The sequence below is a fragment of the Nocardioides sp. NPDC051685 genome (assembly GCF_044453405.1).
GTDB lineage: Bacteria > Actinomycetota > Actinomycetes > Propionibacteriales > Nocardioidaceae > Nocardioides.
This window is the reverse complement of record NZ_JBITCR010000002.1, coordinates 923,391-938,621: the sequence shown is the minus strand read 5'-3', so window position 1 is coordinate 938,621 and position 15,231 is coordinate 923,391. Positions and strand designations below refer to the sequence as shown.

Below are 15,231 nucleotides of genomic sequence, written 5' to 3'. Positions count from 1 at the left end.
AAACTGTGGTTTCGTCGCCCACTTCTACGGTTTCGGCGGCTGGGACTGGCTGACCAGGCGGACGGGGGCGTTGCCGGCGCCGTAGCCGTCGTAGCGATCCCGCCGCTCGACGAGCTCGAAGAAGACCTCGCCGACGGTCTCGGTGTAGCAGTGCAGGTACTCGCCGTCGGCGTCGCGGTCGTAGAGCAGGTCGAGGTCGCGCAGGGTGGCGACGAGGTCGTCGGGCAGGCCGAAGCGGGCGATGAGGTCGTCGTAGTAGTTGCCCGGCACCTTCAGCGGCCGGAGCCCGCGCTCGCGGGCGGCGGCGACGACGCCGATGATGTCGGGACAGGCGAGCGCGATGTGCTGTGCCTGGCCCTGCTGCCCGGTCGGGAGCAGGTTGAGCGGCAGCCGTACGCCGCCGGCCGGCGAGCTCATCACCTGGCTGCGGACGAGGCCGGAGGGGCCGGCGACCTCCTGGGTCGGTTGCGGGGTCAACGACAGCACGCTGGTGTAGAAGAGGACCGCCTCGTCGAAGCTGTGCCACGGCTGGACCAGGTTGACGTGGTCGATCCGCGCGGCGTGTCCGTCGGGGCTCGACACGCCGCCGTCGAACTCGCCGATCCAGTCCTCGGCGTGGGAGAGGAAGACCTCGGTGCCGTCGGGGGAGGTGAAGGCGCGCAGCGCCTGCTCCCCGGCGTACGTCCGGCGGTGGACCGGCGGCGCCATCAGCCGCGCAGCCCGCTCGGCTGCCGGGTCCGAGTCGGCGACGTCGAAGCCGACGGCCGCGATCCGCGGCTCGGGGGAGGCGCTGGGGACGTCGTTGCAGACGATCCGGGCCGCACCCCAGGTCCACAGGCGCACCTGCTTGCTCCGGTGGCGGCCGCGGAAGTCGAAGCCGAGCTGCTCGAGCAGCACCTCGACACCGGAGGTGTCCGGCGCCTTGATCTCGACGAAGTCGAAGGCCTCCGGCGCGGCCACCTCGGGCAGCCGGGGGAGGGGGCCGGCGGGGAGACCGGCCTCCTCGCCGAGCAGGTCGGCGGTGCGGTCGGCGAGCCAGCGCAGCGAGCGCTGGGCCTGGCGGGCGGTGCGGACCGGATCGGTCTGGCGGAAGGTGTCGTTGAATACCTCCAGCGAGAGCGGTCCGTCGTAGCCGGCGCGCAGCACGTGACCCAGGAAGGCCGGCAGGTCGAAGCTGCCCTCGCCGGGGAAGAGCCGGTGGTGGCGGCTCCAGGAGAGGACGTCCATGCTGAGCGCGGGGGCGTCGGCGAGCTGCAGGAAGAAGATCTTCTCGGCCGGGATCTCCTCGATCTGCTTCGGGTCGTGACCGCGGGAGAGGATGTGGAAGCTGTCCAGGCAGATCCCGACGCCTGCGTGGTCGGCGAGCTCGACGATGCGCCACGAGCGCCGGTAGTCGTCGACGAACCGTCCCCAGGCCAGCGCCTCGTAGGCGAGCCGGATCCCGTACGTCGCCGCGAGCTCGCCCAGCCGCCGCAGCTGTCCCGCGGAGACCTCGTCGTCGTCGACGGTCGCGGTGCCGACGTTGCTGCACACCAGCATCAGGTCGATCCCGAGTCGCCGCATCAGCCGGAACTTCGCCTCGGCCCGGTGCAGCACGTCGGCGAAGGCCGATTCGTCGACGCCCTCGGCGTCGCGGAAGGGCTGGTAGAGGTCGAGGGTGAGCCCGAGCCGGTCGGCCAGCGCCCGGATCTCCTCGGGGGACTGGGGTGCGGCGATGAGGTCGGGCTCGAAGATCTCGATCGCGTCGAAGCCGGCCTCGGCCGCGGCGTACATCTTCTGGACCAGGCCGCCGCTGAGGCAGACGGTGGCGATCGAAGTGCGCATGGGTCTCCGTTCGTCGCTAATGTACGAAACGGTACATACATCGCTGCGCGAAGGGAAGCGGGCCGTGCTCTAGGCTCGGAGCATGGTTCAGTCGCGTGATGCCGAACGCACCCGGTCCGAGCTGCTCGAGGTCGCGACCGAAGTGTTCTCGGAGCAGGGCTACTCGGGCGCCCGCGTCGACGAGATCGCCGAGCGCACCCGCACCACGAAGCGGATGATCTACTACTACTTCGGCGGCAAGGAGGGGCTGTTCCTGGCGGTGCTCGAGGCGGCCTATCGCCGGATCCGCGAGCTCGAGCAGGGTCTGCACGCCGGCGATCTCGAGCCGGTCGACGCGATCCGTCGTATCGCCGAGCTCACCTTCGACCACCACGTCGATCACCCCGACTTCATCCGCCTGGTCTCCGTCGAGAACATCCATCGTGGCCGGCACATGGAGAAGGTCGAGTCGCTGCGTGAGCTCGGCGCCCCGGCCGCCACCGTCCTCGAAGACGTCCTCGCCCGCGGCCGCGCCTCGGGTGAGCTCCGCGCCGACGTCGACGCCGTCGACGTGCACATGATGATCAGCGCCTACTGCGTCTTCCAGGTCGCCAACAGCGCCACCTTCGGCTTCCTCTTCGGTCGCGACATGCTCGCTCCCGACGTGCGTGAGCGCAACCGCCGCATCCTCGGCGACATCGTCGTCGGCTGGCTCACCGCTCGCTGACCTCCGGCCGCAAGAGCCCGTCCCCGCGCCGCGGGGACGGGCTCTTTTCTGTGCAGGGGTTGACGAGCCGGGGTGGAATGTGATGCCCTTCACTCTCGTAACGTACTAGTTCGTACATTAAGGACCATCTGGATGAAGTCTTCGTTTCTTGTCGGCCTGATCGGCGCGGGCGTCGGACCCTCGCTGAGTCCGGCGCTGCACATGCGCGAAGGGTTCGAGCACGGGTTGTCGTACGTCTACAAGACGCTCGACATCACCGCTCTGGGGGTTCCGGCCAAGGGCGTGGGCGACCTGATGAGGGAGGCCCGGCGCCTCGGCTTCGACGCGCTCAACATCACCCATCCGTGCAAGGAGCTCGTGATCGAGCACCTCGACCGGCTCGACGAGACCGCGGCCCGGCTCGGTGCGGTCAACACCGTGGTCTTCACCGAGGAGGGTGCGGTCGGCCACAACACCGACACCACCGGGTTCGGCCACGCACTGCGCACCGGGATGCCGGACGCCCCGCTCGGCACCGTCGTCCAGCTCGGCGCGGGCGGGGCGGGCTCGGCCGTCGCCCACGCGCTCGTGGGCCAGGGCGTCGACCGGCTGGTCATCGCCGACATGGACCTCGACCGTGCCCAGATGCGGGTCGAGGAGATCCGGCGCCACCACCCGGACAGCGCCGTCGAGGCGAGCCACGTCGACAAGCTGACCGCGCTCGTGCCCGAGGCCGACGGACTGGTCAACTGCACCCCGATGGGCATGGCCGATCACCCCGGCACGCCCCTGGACACCAGCCTCCTCCGCCCCGAGCTGTGGGTGGCGGACATCGTCTACCGGCCTCTGGACACCGCGCTGCTGCAGGCCGCGCGTGAGGTCGGCTGCCGGACGCTCCACGGAGGCCATATGGCGGTCTACCAGGCCGTCGACGCCTTCCGGCTGATCACCGGCATCGACCCCGATGCCGGGCGGATGCTCGCCCACCTGCGCGAGCTGGCCGCGGCCGGCTGAATCTCTGAACACATTCATCCCCCCCCACATCCCGCGGTCAGGACCGCGGGACAGACCCCGAGGAGGACCCGATGGCGGGACCTGACACCGAGAACCGAGAAGGCAAGACCCCGGTCCGGGCCGCACTGGCCAGCTTCATGGGCAGCGCGGTCGAGTACTACGACTTCTTCGTCTTCGGCTCTGCCGCGGCGCTGATCTTTCCGCACGTCTTCTTCCCCAGCGCCGGTGACGCCGCGCTGGTGATGTCGTTCGCGACCTTCGCCTTCGCGTACGTCGCCCGTCCTGTCGGCGCGATCTTCGTCGGTCACTTCGGTGACCGGATCGGTCGCCGGAAGGTCCTGCTGTTCACCCTCCTGCTGATGGGCGGCGGCACGTTCCTGATCGGCTGCCTGCCGACGTACGACCAGGCGGGCTGGATCGCGCCCGCACTGCTCATCGTGTGCCGCCTGCTCCAGGGTCTCTCGGCCGCCGGCGAGCAGGCCGGCGCCAGCTCGCTCACCCTCGAGCACGCCCCCGACGACAAGCGCTCCTTCTACACCTCCTGGACGCTGACCGGCACCCAGGGCGGCCAGATCCTGGCCGCGCTCGTCTTCATCCCGGTCGTGGCGCTGCCGGACGAGATCAAGTACGGCATCGGCTGGCGGATCCCGTTCTGGCTCTCCGCGATCGTGGTCGTGGTGGCGTTCTTCATCCGCAGCCGCCTCAACGAGACCCCGGAGTTCGAAGAGGCCAAGGCCAACAACGAGGTCGCCAAGCTGCCCCTCGCGGTGCTGCTGCGTGACCACTGGGTCGACGTGCTGCGGGTCATCTGCTGCGCCTTCATCGCGGCCGTCTCCACGGTCTTCGGCAACCTGGCCATCGCCTACGGCGTCGCGGTCGGCATGGTCGACTCGATCACGCTGTGGCTGGTCGTCGCGGCCAACGTCGTGGCGCTGTTCACCCAGCCGATGTTCGGCCGGCTCGCCGACCGGATCGGGCGCAAGCCGGTGTTCATCTACGGCGCCGTCGCCAGCGCGGTCCTGATGCCGTTCTACCTGCTCTCGATGAGCCAGGGCAGCGAGCTGCTCGTCTTCGCGCTCGCGATCCTCACCTTCTCGTTCGGCTACGCGGCCGCCAACGCGACCTGGCCGTCCTTCTACGGTGAGATGTTCTCGACCCCGGTGCGCTTCTCCGGCGTCGCGATCGGCACCCAGATCGGCTTCCTGCTGGCCGGGTTCACGCCGTCGATCGTCACCGCTCTGGGTGGCGTCCAGGAGGGTGGCTGGGTCGTCACCGCGGGCTACACCGCCGTCGTCTGCCTCGTCGCCTCGGTCGCCGCCCTGACCGCCCGCGAGACCAAGGACGTACGCACCGCCGACCTCGGTCTGCGGACGGTGGCCCCGCAAGGCGCGACGGTCTGACCAGAACCCGCCGAGTCGGCGCGTCATGACGCGCCGACTCGGCGGGATTCTTGGTCAGGATGAGCCGACTCGGCTAGGTCACTGCCCGCGGCGGTGGCGGTTGCGGCGGCGGACGACGTCCTTCAGATCGGCCACCGGGCCGAGGTGGCCGAGCTTCTCGGGGTTGGTGACCGAGCGGATCCGCTGGATCTGGCCGTCGAGGATGTCGAGGGTCCAGGTGCCGAGGATGGCGCCGTCGGCGTCGCGCAGGATGGCACCCGGTTCGCCGTTGAGCTCGCGCTGCTCCAGGCGGGCGCCGATGGCGAGCAGCGGCGGCACGGCCGCGATCAGGATGCGGGCGGCCTTCTCCGCACCGAACCGGCCACCGACCCCACCGGCCACGCCGCCGCCGTCGTTGACGGTCTCGACATCGGCCGCCAGCAGGGCCTGGAGTCGGTCGAGATCGCCGTCGCGCAGCGCCTCGAAGAACCGCGTCGACAGCTCGACCCGCTTGCGGCGATCGGCCTCGAACCGCGGCTTGCCCTCGTCCATGTGCCGTCGCGCCCGGGAGGCGAGCTGACGGCAGGCGGCCTCGGAACGGTCCACGGCCGCGGCGATGTCGGCGAAGCCGAAGTGGAAGACCTCGCGCAGCACGAAGACCGCCCTCTCCAGCGGGCTGAGCCGCTCCAGGAGCAGCAGCGCGGCCATCGACACCGAGTCGGCCAGCTCGGTCGCCCGCTCCGGGCTCGCGTAGATGTCGACCGGCTCGTCGATGTGGGTGTCGGTCGGCAGCGGCTCGGGGAACCACGGCCCGACGTACGTCTCCCGCCGGACCCGCGCGGAGCGCAGCACGTCGAGGGAGATGCGGGTGACCACGGTGGACAGGTAGGCCTTGAGCGACTCGGGCTCGGTCGAGGTCCCCTCCAGCCGGATCCAGGTCTCCTGCACGGCGTCCTCGGCCTCGCTCACGCTGCCGAGGATCCGGTAGGCGATCGAGAACAGCAGCGGTCGCAGCTCCTCGAACTCGATCTCGGTCTCAGGTGTCACGTTCGTCCTCCCTCAGGTCACATCTTCCACCCCTGGGACGAGACGGCGCCCGAGACTGTGACACCGGACGGGAAGTTTCTGGCGGCCTGCACCCGTCCGGCGCGCGAACGGTCCTTGAGGCCGAACGCGGATCCGGGCCGACGCGCCTCCATCCCCAGGGCCCAGACCGTGCTGCGGCAGACCAGCTCCTTGGCCTTCGCCGCGGGCGCGCCACGAAGCCGGGCGCCCACAGCGGAGTCGTCCCGGCGCGAGAAGTTCACCAGCCCCAGCCCACGGCCGATGCTGATGCACTGGCCCACGAACCCGATGCTCACCGGCTGCGGTGTCGCACCGGCGAGCCGGGCGAGCACCGTCTCCGCGGCCAGCGGCCCGAGCTGGTTGGCGGCCTGGCAGCTCATCCGGTACGCCAGTCCCGACGGTGCCGCGGCGTCGCCGGTCGCGACGATCCGGTCGTCGTCGACGCTGGTCAGGGTCTCGTCGGTGAGCAGCCGGCCGAGCTCGTCGGTGGACAGCCCGCTCGCGCGGGCCAGGTCCGGCGCGGCGAAGCCGGCGGTCCAGATGGTCACCGAGCTGGGCAGCTCGCGGCCGTTGTCGAGGCGTACGCGGCCGTCCATCACCTCGGTCACCCGGGCGCCCTCGACGATGTCGACGCCCAGCCGCCGCAGGTCACGTTCGGCAACCGTCCGGCCCTTCTCGTGCAGCCACGGTCCGATTCTGTCTCCGCAGATCAGAGCCACGTTCCGGCCTGTCTCGGCCAGCTCGGAGGAGACCTCGATGCCGGTCGGCCCGCCGCCGACGACGACCACCGGGGCATCGGCCGGAGCCGCGTCCAGCACCGACCGCAGCCGGGTCGCCTCCTCGTAGGTCGAGACCCCGTAGGCGTGCTCCGCCACGCCTGGGACCTGAGCCGTGCCCGCGCTGCCGACGGCGTAGACCAGATAGTCGTACGCCATCTCCTGCCCGCTCCCGAGCGCGATCGTCCGCGCACCCGCGTCGATGGAACCGACGGTGTCGGCCACGAGACGCACCCGCTCGCCGAGCACGTCGACGTAGGCCACCACGGCCTCCGAGGACCCGGCGGCCAGCTGGTGGAGCCGGATCCGCTCGACGAAGTGGTCGCGCGGGTTGACCAGGGTGATCGCGACGTCGTCGCGCTTGGTGAGCCGGTTGGCGGCCATCACGCCGGCGTACCCGCCACCGATGACCACCACGTGGGGCTTGCTCATGGGTTCCTCCTGCTTGTCGAGGTTCATACCCATGGGACACCGGCGGTGCGCTGGTTGTGACAACGCACCGTCGCGGATGATGAGGTCAGCGGAGCAGGTCGGTGACGTCGATCTTGACCGGGAACGGCACCGGGACGTCGAGCCGGTCGCGGAAGATCCCGGTCGCGACGTAGGCGTTGGTGAGGTCGTCGCGCTCGTAGACGTGGATCGCGGGCGCGCCGTCCTCGTTCTCGATGAGCCAGTAGTGGGAGATGCCTGCCTCGGCGTACTTCTGCGGCTTGATCGTCCGGTCCCGGTGCTCGGACTCCGGCGAGACGACCTCGACCACGAGCACCACCGAGTCGGCGTCATAGAACGAAGCCTGCTCGGAGATCCGCGCGGTGCTCACCAGCACGTCCGGCTCGGGCCGGTTTCGCCGGTCGAGCACCACCGTCAGCTCCCGATCCACCTCGAATCCGTCGGGCGCCTGCGCCGTCAGTGCGTTGGTCAGGGCGGTGACGAGCCGACTGTGCCAGCGGCGCTGGGGTGACATGTTGAAGACCAGGGCTCCGTCGATGAGTTCGGTGTGGGGAGGCGCCTCGACAAGCATGTCGAGGTCTTCGGAGTACCAACCCTCTTCACGGGGCGGTTGCATCCAGTCGGGCAACGCGGTCATGTCTTGAGGATACCTGCCTGTCTCGTGCTGGATCTCGCGTAAGCGACTGTACATTCGTGGGGTCGTGCGGGCATCGGCCTGCCGTCCTGAGTCAGGAGGACATGTGCAGCGTGGCGAAGTCTGGTGGGTGGAGTTCGACGAGCGGCGGCCGGTCGTGCTGCTGTCGGGAGACGACCCGTCCGGGATCCAGGTGATGCAGGTCGTCCCGCCGGCGGGCGTCGACATCACCGGTCTGGGCATCGAAGTGGCAGTGGGCACCCCGGAGGGCCTGCCCTTCGAAGGCGTGCTCCGGTTCGCGCTCCCGCGTCCGGGCTTCACCCCGTGCACGTGGCTGACCACGCTGTCCCGGGACGACCTGATCGAGCGCGCAGGCACGCTGACCACCGCGAAGATGAGCGAGATCGACGACGCCCTCAGCCGAAGTCGATGAGTCGCCCGTCCTCATGCATGACGCACCCCCGGCCGATCCAGGCGACAGCGTGCTCCTTGTCGCCCACGGCGATGTGCGAATAGCTGGGCGGAACCCAGACGAGCTCGTAGTCGACATCGCCGAGAGCCTCCTCGGTGGCACGGACGGCGTCGTCGGAGGGGTCGAGGGTGCGAACGGCCTGCTCGACGGAGTCGAAGTATCTTCGGCCGGCCTCGGAGAGCTCCTTCGCGCACCACGCGCAGGTGCCCAACGACTCGATCTGCGCGGGAGTGGCCTTCAACGGGGCGTCGAGGCCGAGGAGCTGGGGGCAGGCCCGGACGTGCAGGAGACGACCCGTCGCGTGTGCCACGAAAAGGGTCTCGGGGGTCTCGGAGGGCATCTGAGGAGCCTAGGGGAAGTGAGGCATGCCCCGGGAGGTACCTGGGGCGAAGTCAGGACGTTCGGCCCCCATGATCGGTGTGGTCAAGGTCACGTACGATCCGGGGTATGGCGCATTACCAACAGCGCGGGCACATCCCGCCCAAGCGGCACACCCAACACCGCGACGGAGAAGGGAATCTCTACTACGAAGAGCTCATGGGCGAGGAAGGGTTCTCCTCGGACTCCTCCCTGCTCTACCACCGCCACATCCCCTCGGCGGTGAAGGACGTACGCATCTGGGAGCTGCCCGACCATGGCACCACCCCCAACCATCCCCTGCGCCCGATGCACCTCGGGCTGCACGACCTCTTCCCGGGGGAGGAGTGGAAGAGCGCCGATGCGATCACGGGCCGCCGGTTGGTGCTGGGCAACGGCGACGTCCGGCTCCACTACGCCGTGGCGGGGGAGGCCTCGCCGCTCTACCGCAATGCGATCGGCGACGAGTGTGTCTACGTCGAGTCCGGGACAGGTGTCGTCGAGACGGTCTTCGGCGACCTGATGGTGGGAGAGGGCGACTACGTGGTGATCCCACGCGCCACCACCCACCGCTGGGTGCCCGTCGGCGACGCTCCGCTGCGGGTCTACGCGATCGAGGCGAACTCCCACATCGCCCCGCCGAAGCGCTACCTCTCCCGGTTCGGCCAGTTCCTCGAGCACGCCCCCTACTGCGAGCGGGACCTCCGGCTCCCGACCGACCCGCAGACGGTCGACGCGAGTGAGGCCGAGGTCTACATCAAGCATCGCGGCCCGGGCGCCGGCGGCATCGCCGGCTCGGTCCACGTCCTCCCGCACCACCCGTTCGACGTGGTCGGCTGGGACGGCTGTCTCTACCCGTACGTCTTCAACATCGCCGACTACATGCCGATCACCGGCAAGGTCCACCAGCCGCCGCCGGCCCACCAGGTCTTCGAGGGCAACAACTTCGTGATCTGCAACTTCGTGCCCCGCAAGGTGGACTACCACGAGCTCGCGGTGCCGGTGCCCTACTACCACTCCAACGTCGACTCCGACGAGGTCATGTTCTACGTCGGCGGTGACTACGAGGCCCGCAAGGGCTCCGGGATCGGCATCGGCTCGATCACCCTCCACCCCGGCGGCCACGCCCACGGTCCCCAGCCCGGCGCCATGGAGCGCAGCCTGGGCGCGGAGTTCTTCGACGAGCTCGCGGTCATGGTCGACACCTTCCGGCCTCTCGAGGTCGGCGAGGCCGGCGCCGCCGTCGACGACGGCAAGTACGCCTGGACCTGGGCTGGGGGTCGCCAGTGACCGGGTGGCTGGACATCGGTGACAGTCAGTTCGGCCTCGAGGCGCTTCCGTACGCCACCTTCCGCACCGCCGCGGATCCGACCCCGCGACTCGGGGTGCGGATCGGTGACCTGGTGCTCGACGTCGCCGCCGTCACGGGCGTCGGCGCAGGAGGCCTCGACGCGCTGCTCGCCGCCGGACCGGCCGTCTGGAAGGACGTACGCGCCGAGGTGACCCGGCTGCTCAGCGACCCGGCGAGTGAGGACCAGGTGCGACCGCACCTGGTGCCGCTCGAGGACGCCGATCTGCTGCTGCCGTTCACGGTGGCCGACTACGTCGACTTCTACGCCTCCGAGCACCACGCCTCCAACGTCGGGAAGATGTTCCGCCCCGACTCCGAGCCGCTGACGCCCAACTGGAAGCACCTGCCGATCGGCTACCACGGCCGCTCCGGCACCGTGGTCGTCTCCGGCACCGATGTCGTCCGGCCGGCCGGGCTACGGAAGACCCCCGACGGGATCGTCGACGGCCCCTCGATCCGCCTCGACATCGAGGCCGAGCTCGGGTTCGTGGTCGGCGTCGCCTCGGAGCGGGGCACCCCGGTCCCGCTCGCCGAGGCCGCCGACCACATCTTCGGGGTCACCCTCGTCAACGACTGGTCGGCGCGGGACATCCAGGCCTGGGAGTACGTCCCGCTGGGCCCGTTCCTCGGCAAGTCGTTCGCCACCTCGATCTCGCCGTGGGTGCTCCCGCTGGCGGCGCTCGAGGCGGCCCGGGTGAGCCCGCCGGAACGAGACGTTCCGCTGGCCGGCTACCTGAACGACTCGTCGCTGGAGCCGTGGGCGCTCGACCTCGCCCTCGAGGTCCGGCTCAACGGAACGCTGGTCGCCGAGCCGCCGTACGCCACCATGTACTGGACCGCCCCGCAGATGCTCGCGCACATGACGGCCAACGGTGCCTCGCTGCGCGTCGGCGACCTGTTCGCCAGCGGCACGATCAGCGGCCCGGAGCCGGGCCAGCGCGGCTCGTTCCTCGAGCTCAGCTGGTCGGGCGCCGAGCCGTTCAAGCTCGACGACGGGTCGGTGCGTACGTTCTTGAAGGACGGCGACGAGGTCACCATCACCGCCACCGCGCCCGCGCCGGGCGGCGGCCGGATCGCCCTCGGCGAGGTCAGCGGGCGGATCCTGCCCGCGAAGGAGCGGCCGTGACGACGGTCTACGAGTTCACGCCCCGCTATCTCGAGGTGGACATGCAGGGGGTGATGTTCAACGGCTGGTACCTCGCCTACGTCGACGAGGCGATGACCCACTTCATCGAAACCTGTGGGGTGCCCTATGCCCGTTGGCAGGAGCTCGGCGTCGACGTCCAGCTCGCCCACGCGGACCTGGACTGGAAGGCGGGAATCGGCCTCGGCGAACGGGTCCAGGTGCCGGTGCGCACCACGCGGATCGGCACCAAGAGCTTCACCCTGGAGTTCGAGTTCCGCCGGGGCGAGGAGGTCGCCTGCGCCGTGTCGGTCGTCTATGTGGTCGTCTCCACCGACGGGTCGGGCTCGACCGCCATCCCGCCGGAGATCGCCGCCGCGATCGGCTGAGCCCGAGCAAGAACGGTCAAGCAACCCGGAGGACGTCGGGGTGAGACTCGTCGGGTGCACGAGACAGACGAAGAGATCGCCGACCTGCAACGCCTCCTGGACGCCTCGATCGGCCGCGCGAGCGGCCATCTGACCGGCATCGTCAACGACGAACGACGCCTGAACGCCCGTCAGCTCGTCACGGAGCTGACGGGCATGAAGGTGCTGGTGCTGGCCACCGTGACCGCCCGGGGCGAGCCGCGGACGAGCTGCGACGACGGCCACTTCCGCCACGGGCGCTGGCTGTTCGGGACCTCTCCCACCGCCGTCAAGGCCAAGCACATGCTCGCTCGCCCGGCTGTCAGCGCGACCCACGTCGACGGTGAGCGCATCGGTGTCTTCACCCACGGCGCGGCGCACGTCGTCAGCGAGGGTCCGGAGTTCGAGGAGCACAACGCCTACTTCACCGAGTTCTACGGCTCCGACCCCCAGACCTGGGAAGGGCCTGGTGTCGTCTACGCCACCATCGAGCCGAGGTGGATGGTGGCATACGCCGCGGATCCGGCCGCCTTTCCGGAGCAAACGAACGCAGACTGATGGTAGTGACAGAAAACGGTGAGTGATGGGGGACATTTCTGACAGCGGCGAGGCGGAGCGTGGTGGGTGTCCGACAGGAACACCAACCAAGGAGATCATCATGAAGCTCATCCGAATCGCTGCTGCCGCCCCGCTCGCCGCTGCCCTGATCGCCGGCGGTGCCCTGGCTACGTCGGCATCCGCCTCGACCGCCGAGGGCGGCTGGGAGTACACCGGCCGCGACTTCTACTGGCAGGACGACTGTGCCGCTGCCGGCGCGGAGATGCTGGAGGACGGCGACATCACCGCATGGCGGTGCGACGGCTCCGAGTCGCCGTTCGACGACTACTCGCTGTTCGTGATCTGGGCGGGCTGAGGGCTTTACGGCCCGAGTGCTTTACGGCCGAGTCGGCGCATCTGCCCCCTCCCGCTCGCTTCGCTTCGCGAGACACGGGGGCAGATCCGCCGACTCGGCCCCATGAGACAGGCTTTTCTTGATCTCGGTCTTGAGCACCTTGCCGACCTTCGAGCGCGGCAGGTCCGGCCAGACCTCGATCTGCTTGGGGGTCTTGACGGCGCCGATCCGCTCCTTGACGTACGCCTTCAGGTCGCCGACATCGACCGAGGCGCCCGGCCTGGGCAGGATGACGGCGGTGACGCGCTCGCCCCACTTCTCGTCGGGGAGCCCGACCACGGCGCAGTCGGCGATGGCGGGGTGGGTCATCAGCGCCTGCTCGACCTCGGTCGAGTAGACGTTGAAACCACCGGTGATCACCATGTCCTTGGCGCGGTCGACGATGTGCAGGAAGCCTTCCTCGTCGAGGAAGCCGATGTCGCCGGTGTGGTGCCAGCCGTGCGCGCTCGCCTCGGCGGTGGCCTCGGGGTTGTCGAGGTAGCCCCGCATGACCAGGGAGCTGCGTACGACGATCTCGCCCCGATCCCCGGAGCCGAGCAGCGCGCCGCGCTCGCCCATGATCGACACCGTTACCAGCGGTGCCGGACGACCGGCCGAGGAGAGCCGCTCGGTGGCGACCGTCCCGTCCGCGTGGAAGTGGTCGGCGGGCGACATGGTCGCGATCATCATCGGCGCCTCGGTCTGACCGAACAGCTGCGCCATCACCGGTCCGATCCGGATCAGCGCCTCCTCCAGGCGGGTCGCCGACATCGGCGCCGCGCCGTACCAGAAGCAGCGCAGCGACCTCAGGTCCGTCGACGGCAGCGCCGGGTGGTCCAGCACCAGGTAGATCAGCGTCGGCGGCAGGAACGTGTGGGTGACGTGGTGGCGCTCGATGTGCTCGAGGAACGACCCCACGTCCGGCGTACGCATCACCACGATCTGGCCGCCCAGGCACATCACCGGGAAGCAGAGCACCCCGGCGGCATGGGTGAGCGGCGCGAGCGCGAGATAGGTGGGACGTTCAGGCGCGCCCTGCCACGGGTAGGCCATCAGCGTGATCGCCGACATCGTCTCCAGGTTGGTGCCGGTGAGCATGACGCCCTTGGGCCGCCCGGTCGTCCCGCCGGTGCCGACGACCATGGCCAGGTCGTCGGTGACCTCGACGGGCTCGAACGCGTCGGGGGAGCCGAGGAAGTCGTCCCAGCCGATCGCCCAGTCATAGGTCGCGTCGAGACAGACCAGGGTGGTCAGCTCCGGGAGGTCGCCGCGGATCTGGTCGACCAGACCGGCGAAGGCCGACTGGAAGATCAGCGCCGAGCAGCCGAAGAGGTCGAGGAGCTCCCGGTTCTCGGCCGCCTCGCTGCGCGGGTTGATCGGGCACCAGACGCCCCCGGCGCGGCTGATCCCGAAGACGGAGGCGAAGGCGACCGGGTCGTTGGCCGAGAGGATGGCGACCTTCGCCCCCGGCGCGACGCCGCGGGCCTGCAGGCCCGCGGCGACGCGCACCGAGAGATCGACGACCTCGGCGTACGTCCAGGTGTCCTCGCCGCAGACGAGACAGGGCGCGTCGCCTCCCAGCGAGGCACCCTTGTCCAGATAGTCGACGAGCCGCATCGGGCCGCCCTCAGCCGCGCTGCCGGGTCACGACCGGCTCCGAGACCAGCCCGAAGGCCTGCAGCTGGCCGAGGAGCTCGCGGTGACCGAACGCCTGGCAGCCCGAGGCGAAGCCCACCCGGCGAGGCGGCTGCTGCAGCAGCGAGTAGGCGACGTACGCCTGCAGCAGCCCGGTCTGCTTGTAGTTCTGGTTGCCGTGGATGACGCAGTGCGCGCGTCCCAGCGGGCCGGAGGCGTGGACCGAGTCGAGCGACTTGTTCAGCCGCGGGTTCTCGCGCGGCGGCATCTGGTTCATCACCTGGGCCGCCGTGGCGGTCAGCGCCTCGTCGCGCTGCTCGGGGTCCATGTCCTTGGTCGCCTCGAGCGCGCCCGCGACGATCTGCGGCACCCCGTTCATCAGCGCGGCGTTGAAGACGCCGCCCTGCGCCTTGCAGCTGGCCACCTTCGGGTCACGGCGGTACCAGACCGGGTGCGAGGTGCCGCCCCACGGCAGCGAGAGCGCCAGCTCGTGCTGGCCGGGGACCACGAGCGGGACCAGTCCGGCGGTCGGGTCGAACTCGACGTACGCGTTCTGCTCCAGGTAGTGCGCCTTCGAGGTGGCCGCGTTGACCAGGATCGTCCGCGTCGAGGCGATCGTGGGGGAGCCGCCCCAGAAGACCGCGATGTCGAGGGTGTCGAGGCCGGGCTGCTCGAGGCAGATCTCGGCGGCGATCTCACCGGTGGTGTACATCTGCGCGATGCCCGGGGCCAGGAGCAGCCCCTTGGCGGCGTAGTCGGCGCCGTACGTCTCGTCGCAGGTGATCAGCCAGTCCTGCTCGCCGGTGGTGTCGGTGTAGTGGACCCCGGCGGCCAGCGCGGCCTCGACGACCTCGGGCCCGTGCTTGGAGAAGGGGCCGACGGTGTTGAGCACGACCCGGGCGCCGGTGAGCAGCTCGGTGAGCGCCTCGACGGTGTGCTCGACCTCGGCGATCTCGTAGTCGGCGGTCTCGATGCCGGGGACATGGGAGGTCATCGAATCGACCAGCTTGTCCTTGGAGCGGCCGGCGGCCACGAACGGCACCCCGAGCTCGCGCAGGTATTCACACACCAGCCGGCCGGTGTAGCCGGAGGCGCCGTAGACGACGACAGGCTTGTTCTCGCTCATCT

General features: G+C 69.9%; 16 protein-coding genes. 9 read left to right on the top strand and 7 right to left on the bottom strand.

Annotated features, from left to right (window positions below; all coding sequences use genetic code 11):
• Positions 1 to 24: 24 nt before the first annotated feature.
• Entirely contained in the window at positions 25 to 1,824 is a 1,800-nt protein-coding gene (locus ACIA03_RS09575; protein WP_396981586.1) for a bifunctional sugar phosphate isomerase/epimerase/4-hydroxyphenylpyruvate dioxygenase family protein, read from the bottom strand.
• 82 nt (positions 1,825 to 1,906) lie between these two features.
• On the opposite strand from ACIA03_RS09575, the gene ACIA03_RS09570 reads away from it, so the two are divergent.
• From ACIA03_RS09570 to ACIA03_RS09560, 3 genes are all read left to right on the top strand, one after another.
• Positions 1,907 to 2,530 (top strand): TetR/AcrR family transcriptional regulator, encoded by a 624-nt coding sequence (locus ACIA03_RS09570; RefSeq protein ID WP_396981584.1) that lies wholly within the window; start codon positions 1,907 to 1,909, stop codon positions 2,528 to 2,530.
• 132 nt (positions 2,531 to 2,662) lie between these two features.
• Complete coding sequence (locus ACIA03_RS09565) at positions 2,663 to 3,523, top strand: shikimate dehydrogenase (protein WP_396981582.1); 861 nt, start codon at positions 2,663 to 2,665, stop codon at positions 3,521 to 3,523.
• Positions 3,524 to 3,594: 71 nt separating this feature from the next.
• Positions 3,595 to 4,923: an MFS transporter gene (locus ACIA03_RS09560; protein WP_396981580.1), complete on the top strand. Its 1,329-nt coding sequence runs from the start codon at positions 3,595 to 3,597 to the stop codon at positions 4,921 to 4,923.
• 78 nt (positions 4,924 to 5,001) lie between these two features.
• Here ACIA03_RS09560 and ACIA03_RS09555 read toward each other — a convergent pair whose 3' ends face one another.
• The 3 genes from ACIA03_RS09555 to ACIA03_RS09545 form a co-directional block, all read right to left on the bottom strand.
• The gene (locus ACIA03_RS09555; protein WP_396981578.1) at positions 5,002 to 5,949 is read right to left on the bottom strand and encodes an RNA polymerase sigma-70 factor; all 948 of its coding nucleotides are present in this window, start codon (positions 5,947 to 5,949) and stop codon (positions 5,002 to 5,004) included.
• A 17-nt stretch (positions 5,950 to 5,966) separates the two neighbouring features.
• Positions 5,967 to 7,175: an NAD(P)/FAD-dependent oxidoreductase gene (locus ACIA03_RS09550; protein WP_396981576.1), complete on the bottom strand. Its 1,209-nt coding sequence runs from the start codon at positions 7,173 to 7,175 to the stop codon at positions 5,967 to 5,969.
• Positions 7,176 to 7,260: 85 nt separating this feature from the next.
• Positions 7,261 to 7,830: a Uma2 family endonuclease gene (locus ACIA03_RS09545; RefSeq protein ID WP_396981574.1), complete on the bottom strand. Its 570-nt coding sequence runs from the start codon at positions 7,828 to 7,830 to the stop codon at positions 7,261 to 7,263.
• Positions 7,831 to 7,933: 103 nt separating this feature from the next.
• Between ACIA03_RS09545 and ACIA03_RS09540 the strand changes: the two genes are divergently transcribed.
• Positions 7,934 to 8,260, top strand: a complete 327-nt coding sequence (locus ACIA03_RS09540) for a type II toxin-antitoxin system PemK/MazF family toxin (RefSeq protein ID WP_396981572.1) — start codon at positions 7,934 to 7,936, stop codon at positions 8,258 to 8,260.
• Here ACIA03_RS09540 and ACIA03_RS09535 read toward each other — a convergent pair.
• Entirely contained in the window at positions 8,244 to 8,639 is a 396-nt protein-coding gene (locus tag ACIA03_RS09535; RefSeq protein ID WP_396981570.1) for a hypothetical protein, read from the bottom strand. The two genes, ACIA03_RS09540 and ACIA03_RS09535, sit on opposite strands and share 17 nt — an antisense overlap.
• Before the next feature lie 107 nt (positions 8,640 to 8,746).
• Between ACIA03_RS09535 and ACIA03_RS09530 the strand changes: the two genes are divergently transcribed.
• The 5 genes from ACIA03_RS09530 (at position 8,747) to ACIA03_RS09510 (ending at position 12,450) form a co-directional block, all read left to right on the top strand.
• A complete protein-coding gene (locus tag ACIA03_RS09530) occupies positions 8,747 to 9,946 on the top strand; it encodes a homogentisate 1,2-dioxygenase (RefSeq protein WP_396981568.1) in 1,200 nt (399 codons plus the stop codon).
• Positions 9,943 to 11,133, top strand: coding sequence for a fumarylacetoacetase (gene fahA, locus ACIA03_RS09525; protein ID WP_396981566.1), 1,191 nt, complete (start codon positions 9,943 to 9,945; stop codon positions 11,131 to 11,133). The genes ACIA03_RS09530 and fahA overlap by 4 nt, the downstream gene beginning before the upstream one ends.
• Positions 11,130 to 11,519 carry an acyl-CoA thioesterase gene (locus ACIA03_RS09520; RefSeq protein ID WP_396981564.1) on the top strand — a complete coding sequence of 130 codons (390 nt, stop codon included), beginning with the start codon at positions 11,130 to 11,132 and terminating at the stop codon, positions 11,517 to 11,519. Before fahA ends, ACIA03_RS09520 begins: the two co-directional genes overlap by 4 nt.
• A gap of 54 nt (positions 11,520 to 11,573) precedes the next feature.
• Positions 11,574 to 12,095, top strand: a complete 522-nt coding sequence (locus tag ACIA03_RS09515; RefSeq protein ID WP_396981561.1) for a pyridoxamine 5'-phosphate oxidase family protein — start codon at positions 11,574 to 11,576, stop codon at positions 12,093 to 12,095.
• Positions 12,096 to 12,195: 100 nt separating this feature from the next.
• Positions 12,196 to 12,450 (top strand): hypothetical protein, encoded by a 255-nt coding sequence (locus ACIA03_RS09510; protein WP_396981560.1) that lies wholly within the window; start codon positions 12,196 to 12,198, stop codon positions 12,448 to 12,450.
• Between the two features lie 21 nt (positions 12,451 to 12,471).
• On the opposite strand, the gene ACIA03_RS09505 is transcribed toward ACIA03_RS09510, so the two are convergent.
• Positions 12,472 to 14,085, bottom strand: coding sequence for an AMP-binding protein (locus ACIA03_RS09505; protein ID WP_396981558.1), 1,614 nt, complete (start codon positions 14,083 to 14,085; stop codon positions 12,472 to 12,474).
• 10 nt (positions 14,086 to 14,095) lie between these two features.
• The gene (locus ACIA03_RS09500) at positions 14,096 to 15,229 is read right to left on the bottom strand and encodes a DUF5938 domain-containing protein (RefSeq protein WP_396981555.1); all 1,134 of its coding nucleotides are present in this window, start codon (positions 15,227 to 15,229) and stop codon (positions 14,096 to 14,098) included.
• Positions 15,230 to 15,231 lie beyond the last annotated feature (2 nt).

Bases quoted from the DNA above. Each gene is read 5' to 3' on its own strand.
- ACIA03_RS09565 (WP_396981582.1), top strand. From the start codon at position 2,663: ATGAAGTCTTCGTTTCTTGTCGGCCTGATCGGCGCGGGCGTCGGACCC.
- ACIA03_RS09535 (WP_396981570.1), bottom strand. From the start codon at position 8,639: ATGCCCTCCGAGACCCCCGAGACCCTTTTCGTGGCACACGCGACGGGT.
- ACIA03_RS09510 (WP_396981560.1), top strand. From the start codon at position 12,196: ATGAAGCTCATCCGAATCGCTGCTGCCGCCCCGCTCGCCGCTGCCCTG.
- ACIA03_RS09530 (WP_396981568.1), top strand. From the start codon at position 8,747: ATGGCGCATTACCAACAGCGCGGGCACATCCCGCCCAAGCGGCACACC.
- ACIA03_RS09560 (WP_396981580.1), top strand. From the start codon at position 3,595: ATGGCGGGACCTGACACCGAGAACCGAGAAGGCAAGACCCCGGTCCGG.
- ACIA03_RS09505 (WP_396981558.1), bottom strand. From the start codon at position 14,085: ATGCGGCTCGTCGACTATCTGGACAAGGGTGCCTCGCTGGGAGGCGAC.
- ACIA03_RS09545 (WP_396981574.1), bottom strand. From the start codon at position 7,830: ATGACCGCGTTGCCCGACTGGATGCAACCGCCCCGTGAAGAGGGTTGG.
- ACIA03_RS09575 (WP_396981586.1), bottom strand. From the start codon at position 1,824: ATGCGCACTTCGATCGCCACCGTCTGCCTCAGCGGCGGCCTGGTCCAG.
- ACIA03_RS09500 (WP_396981555.1), bottom strand. From the start codon at position 15,229: ATGAGCGAGAACAAGCCTGTCGTCGTCTACGGCGCCTCCGGCTACACC.
- ACIA03_RS09570 (WP_396981584.1), top strand. From the start codon at position 1,907: ATGGTTCAGTCGCGTGATGCCGAACGCACCCGGTCCGAGCTGCTCGAG.
- ACIA03_RS09550 (WP_396981576.1), bottom strand. From the start codon at position 7,175: ATGAGCAAGCCCCACGTGGTGGTCATCGGTGGCGGGTACGCCGGCGTG.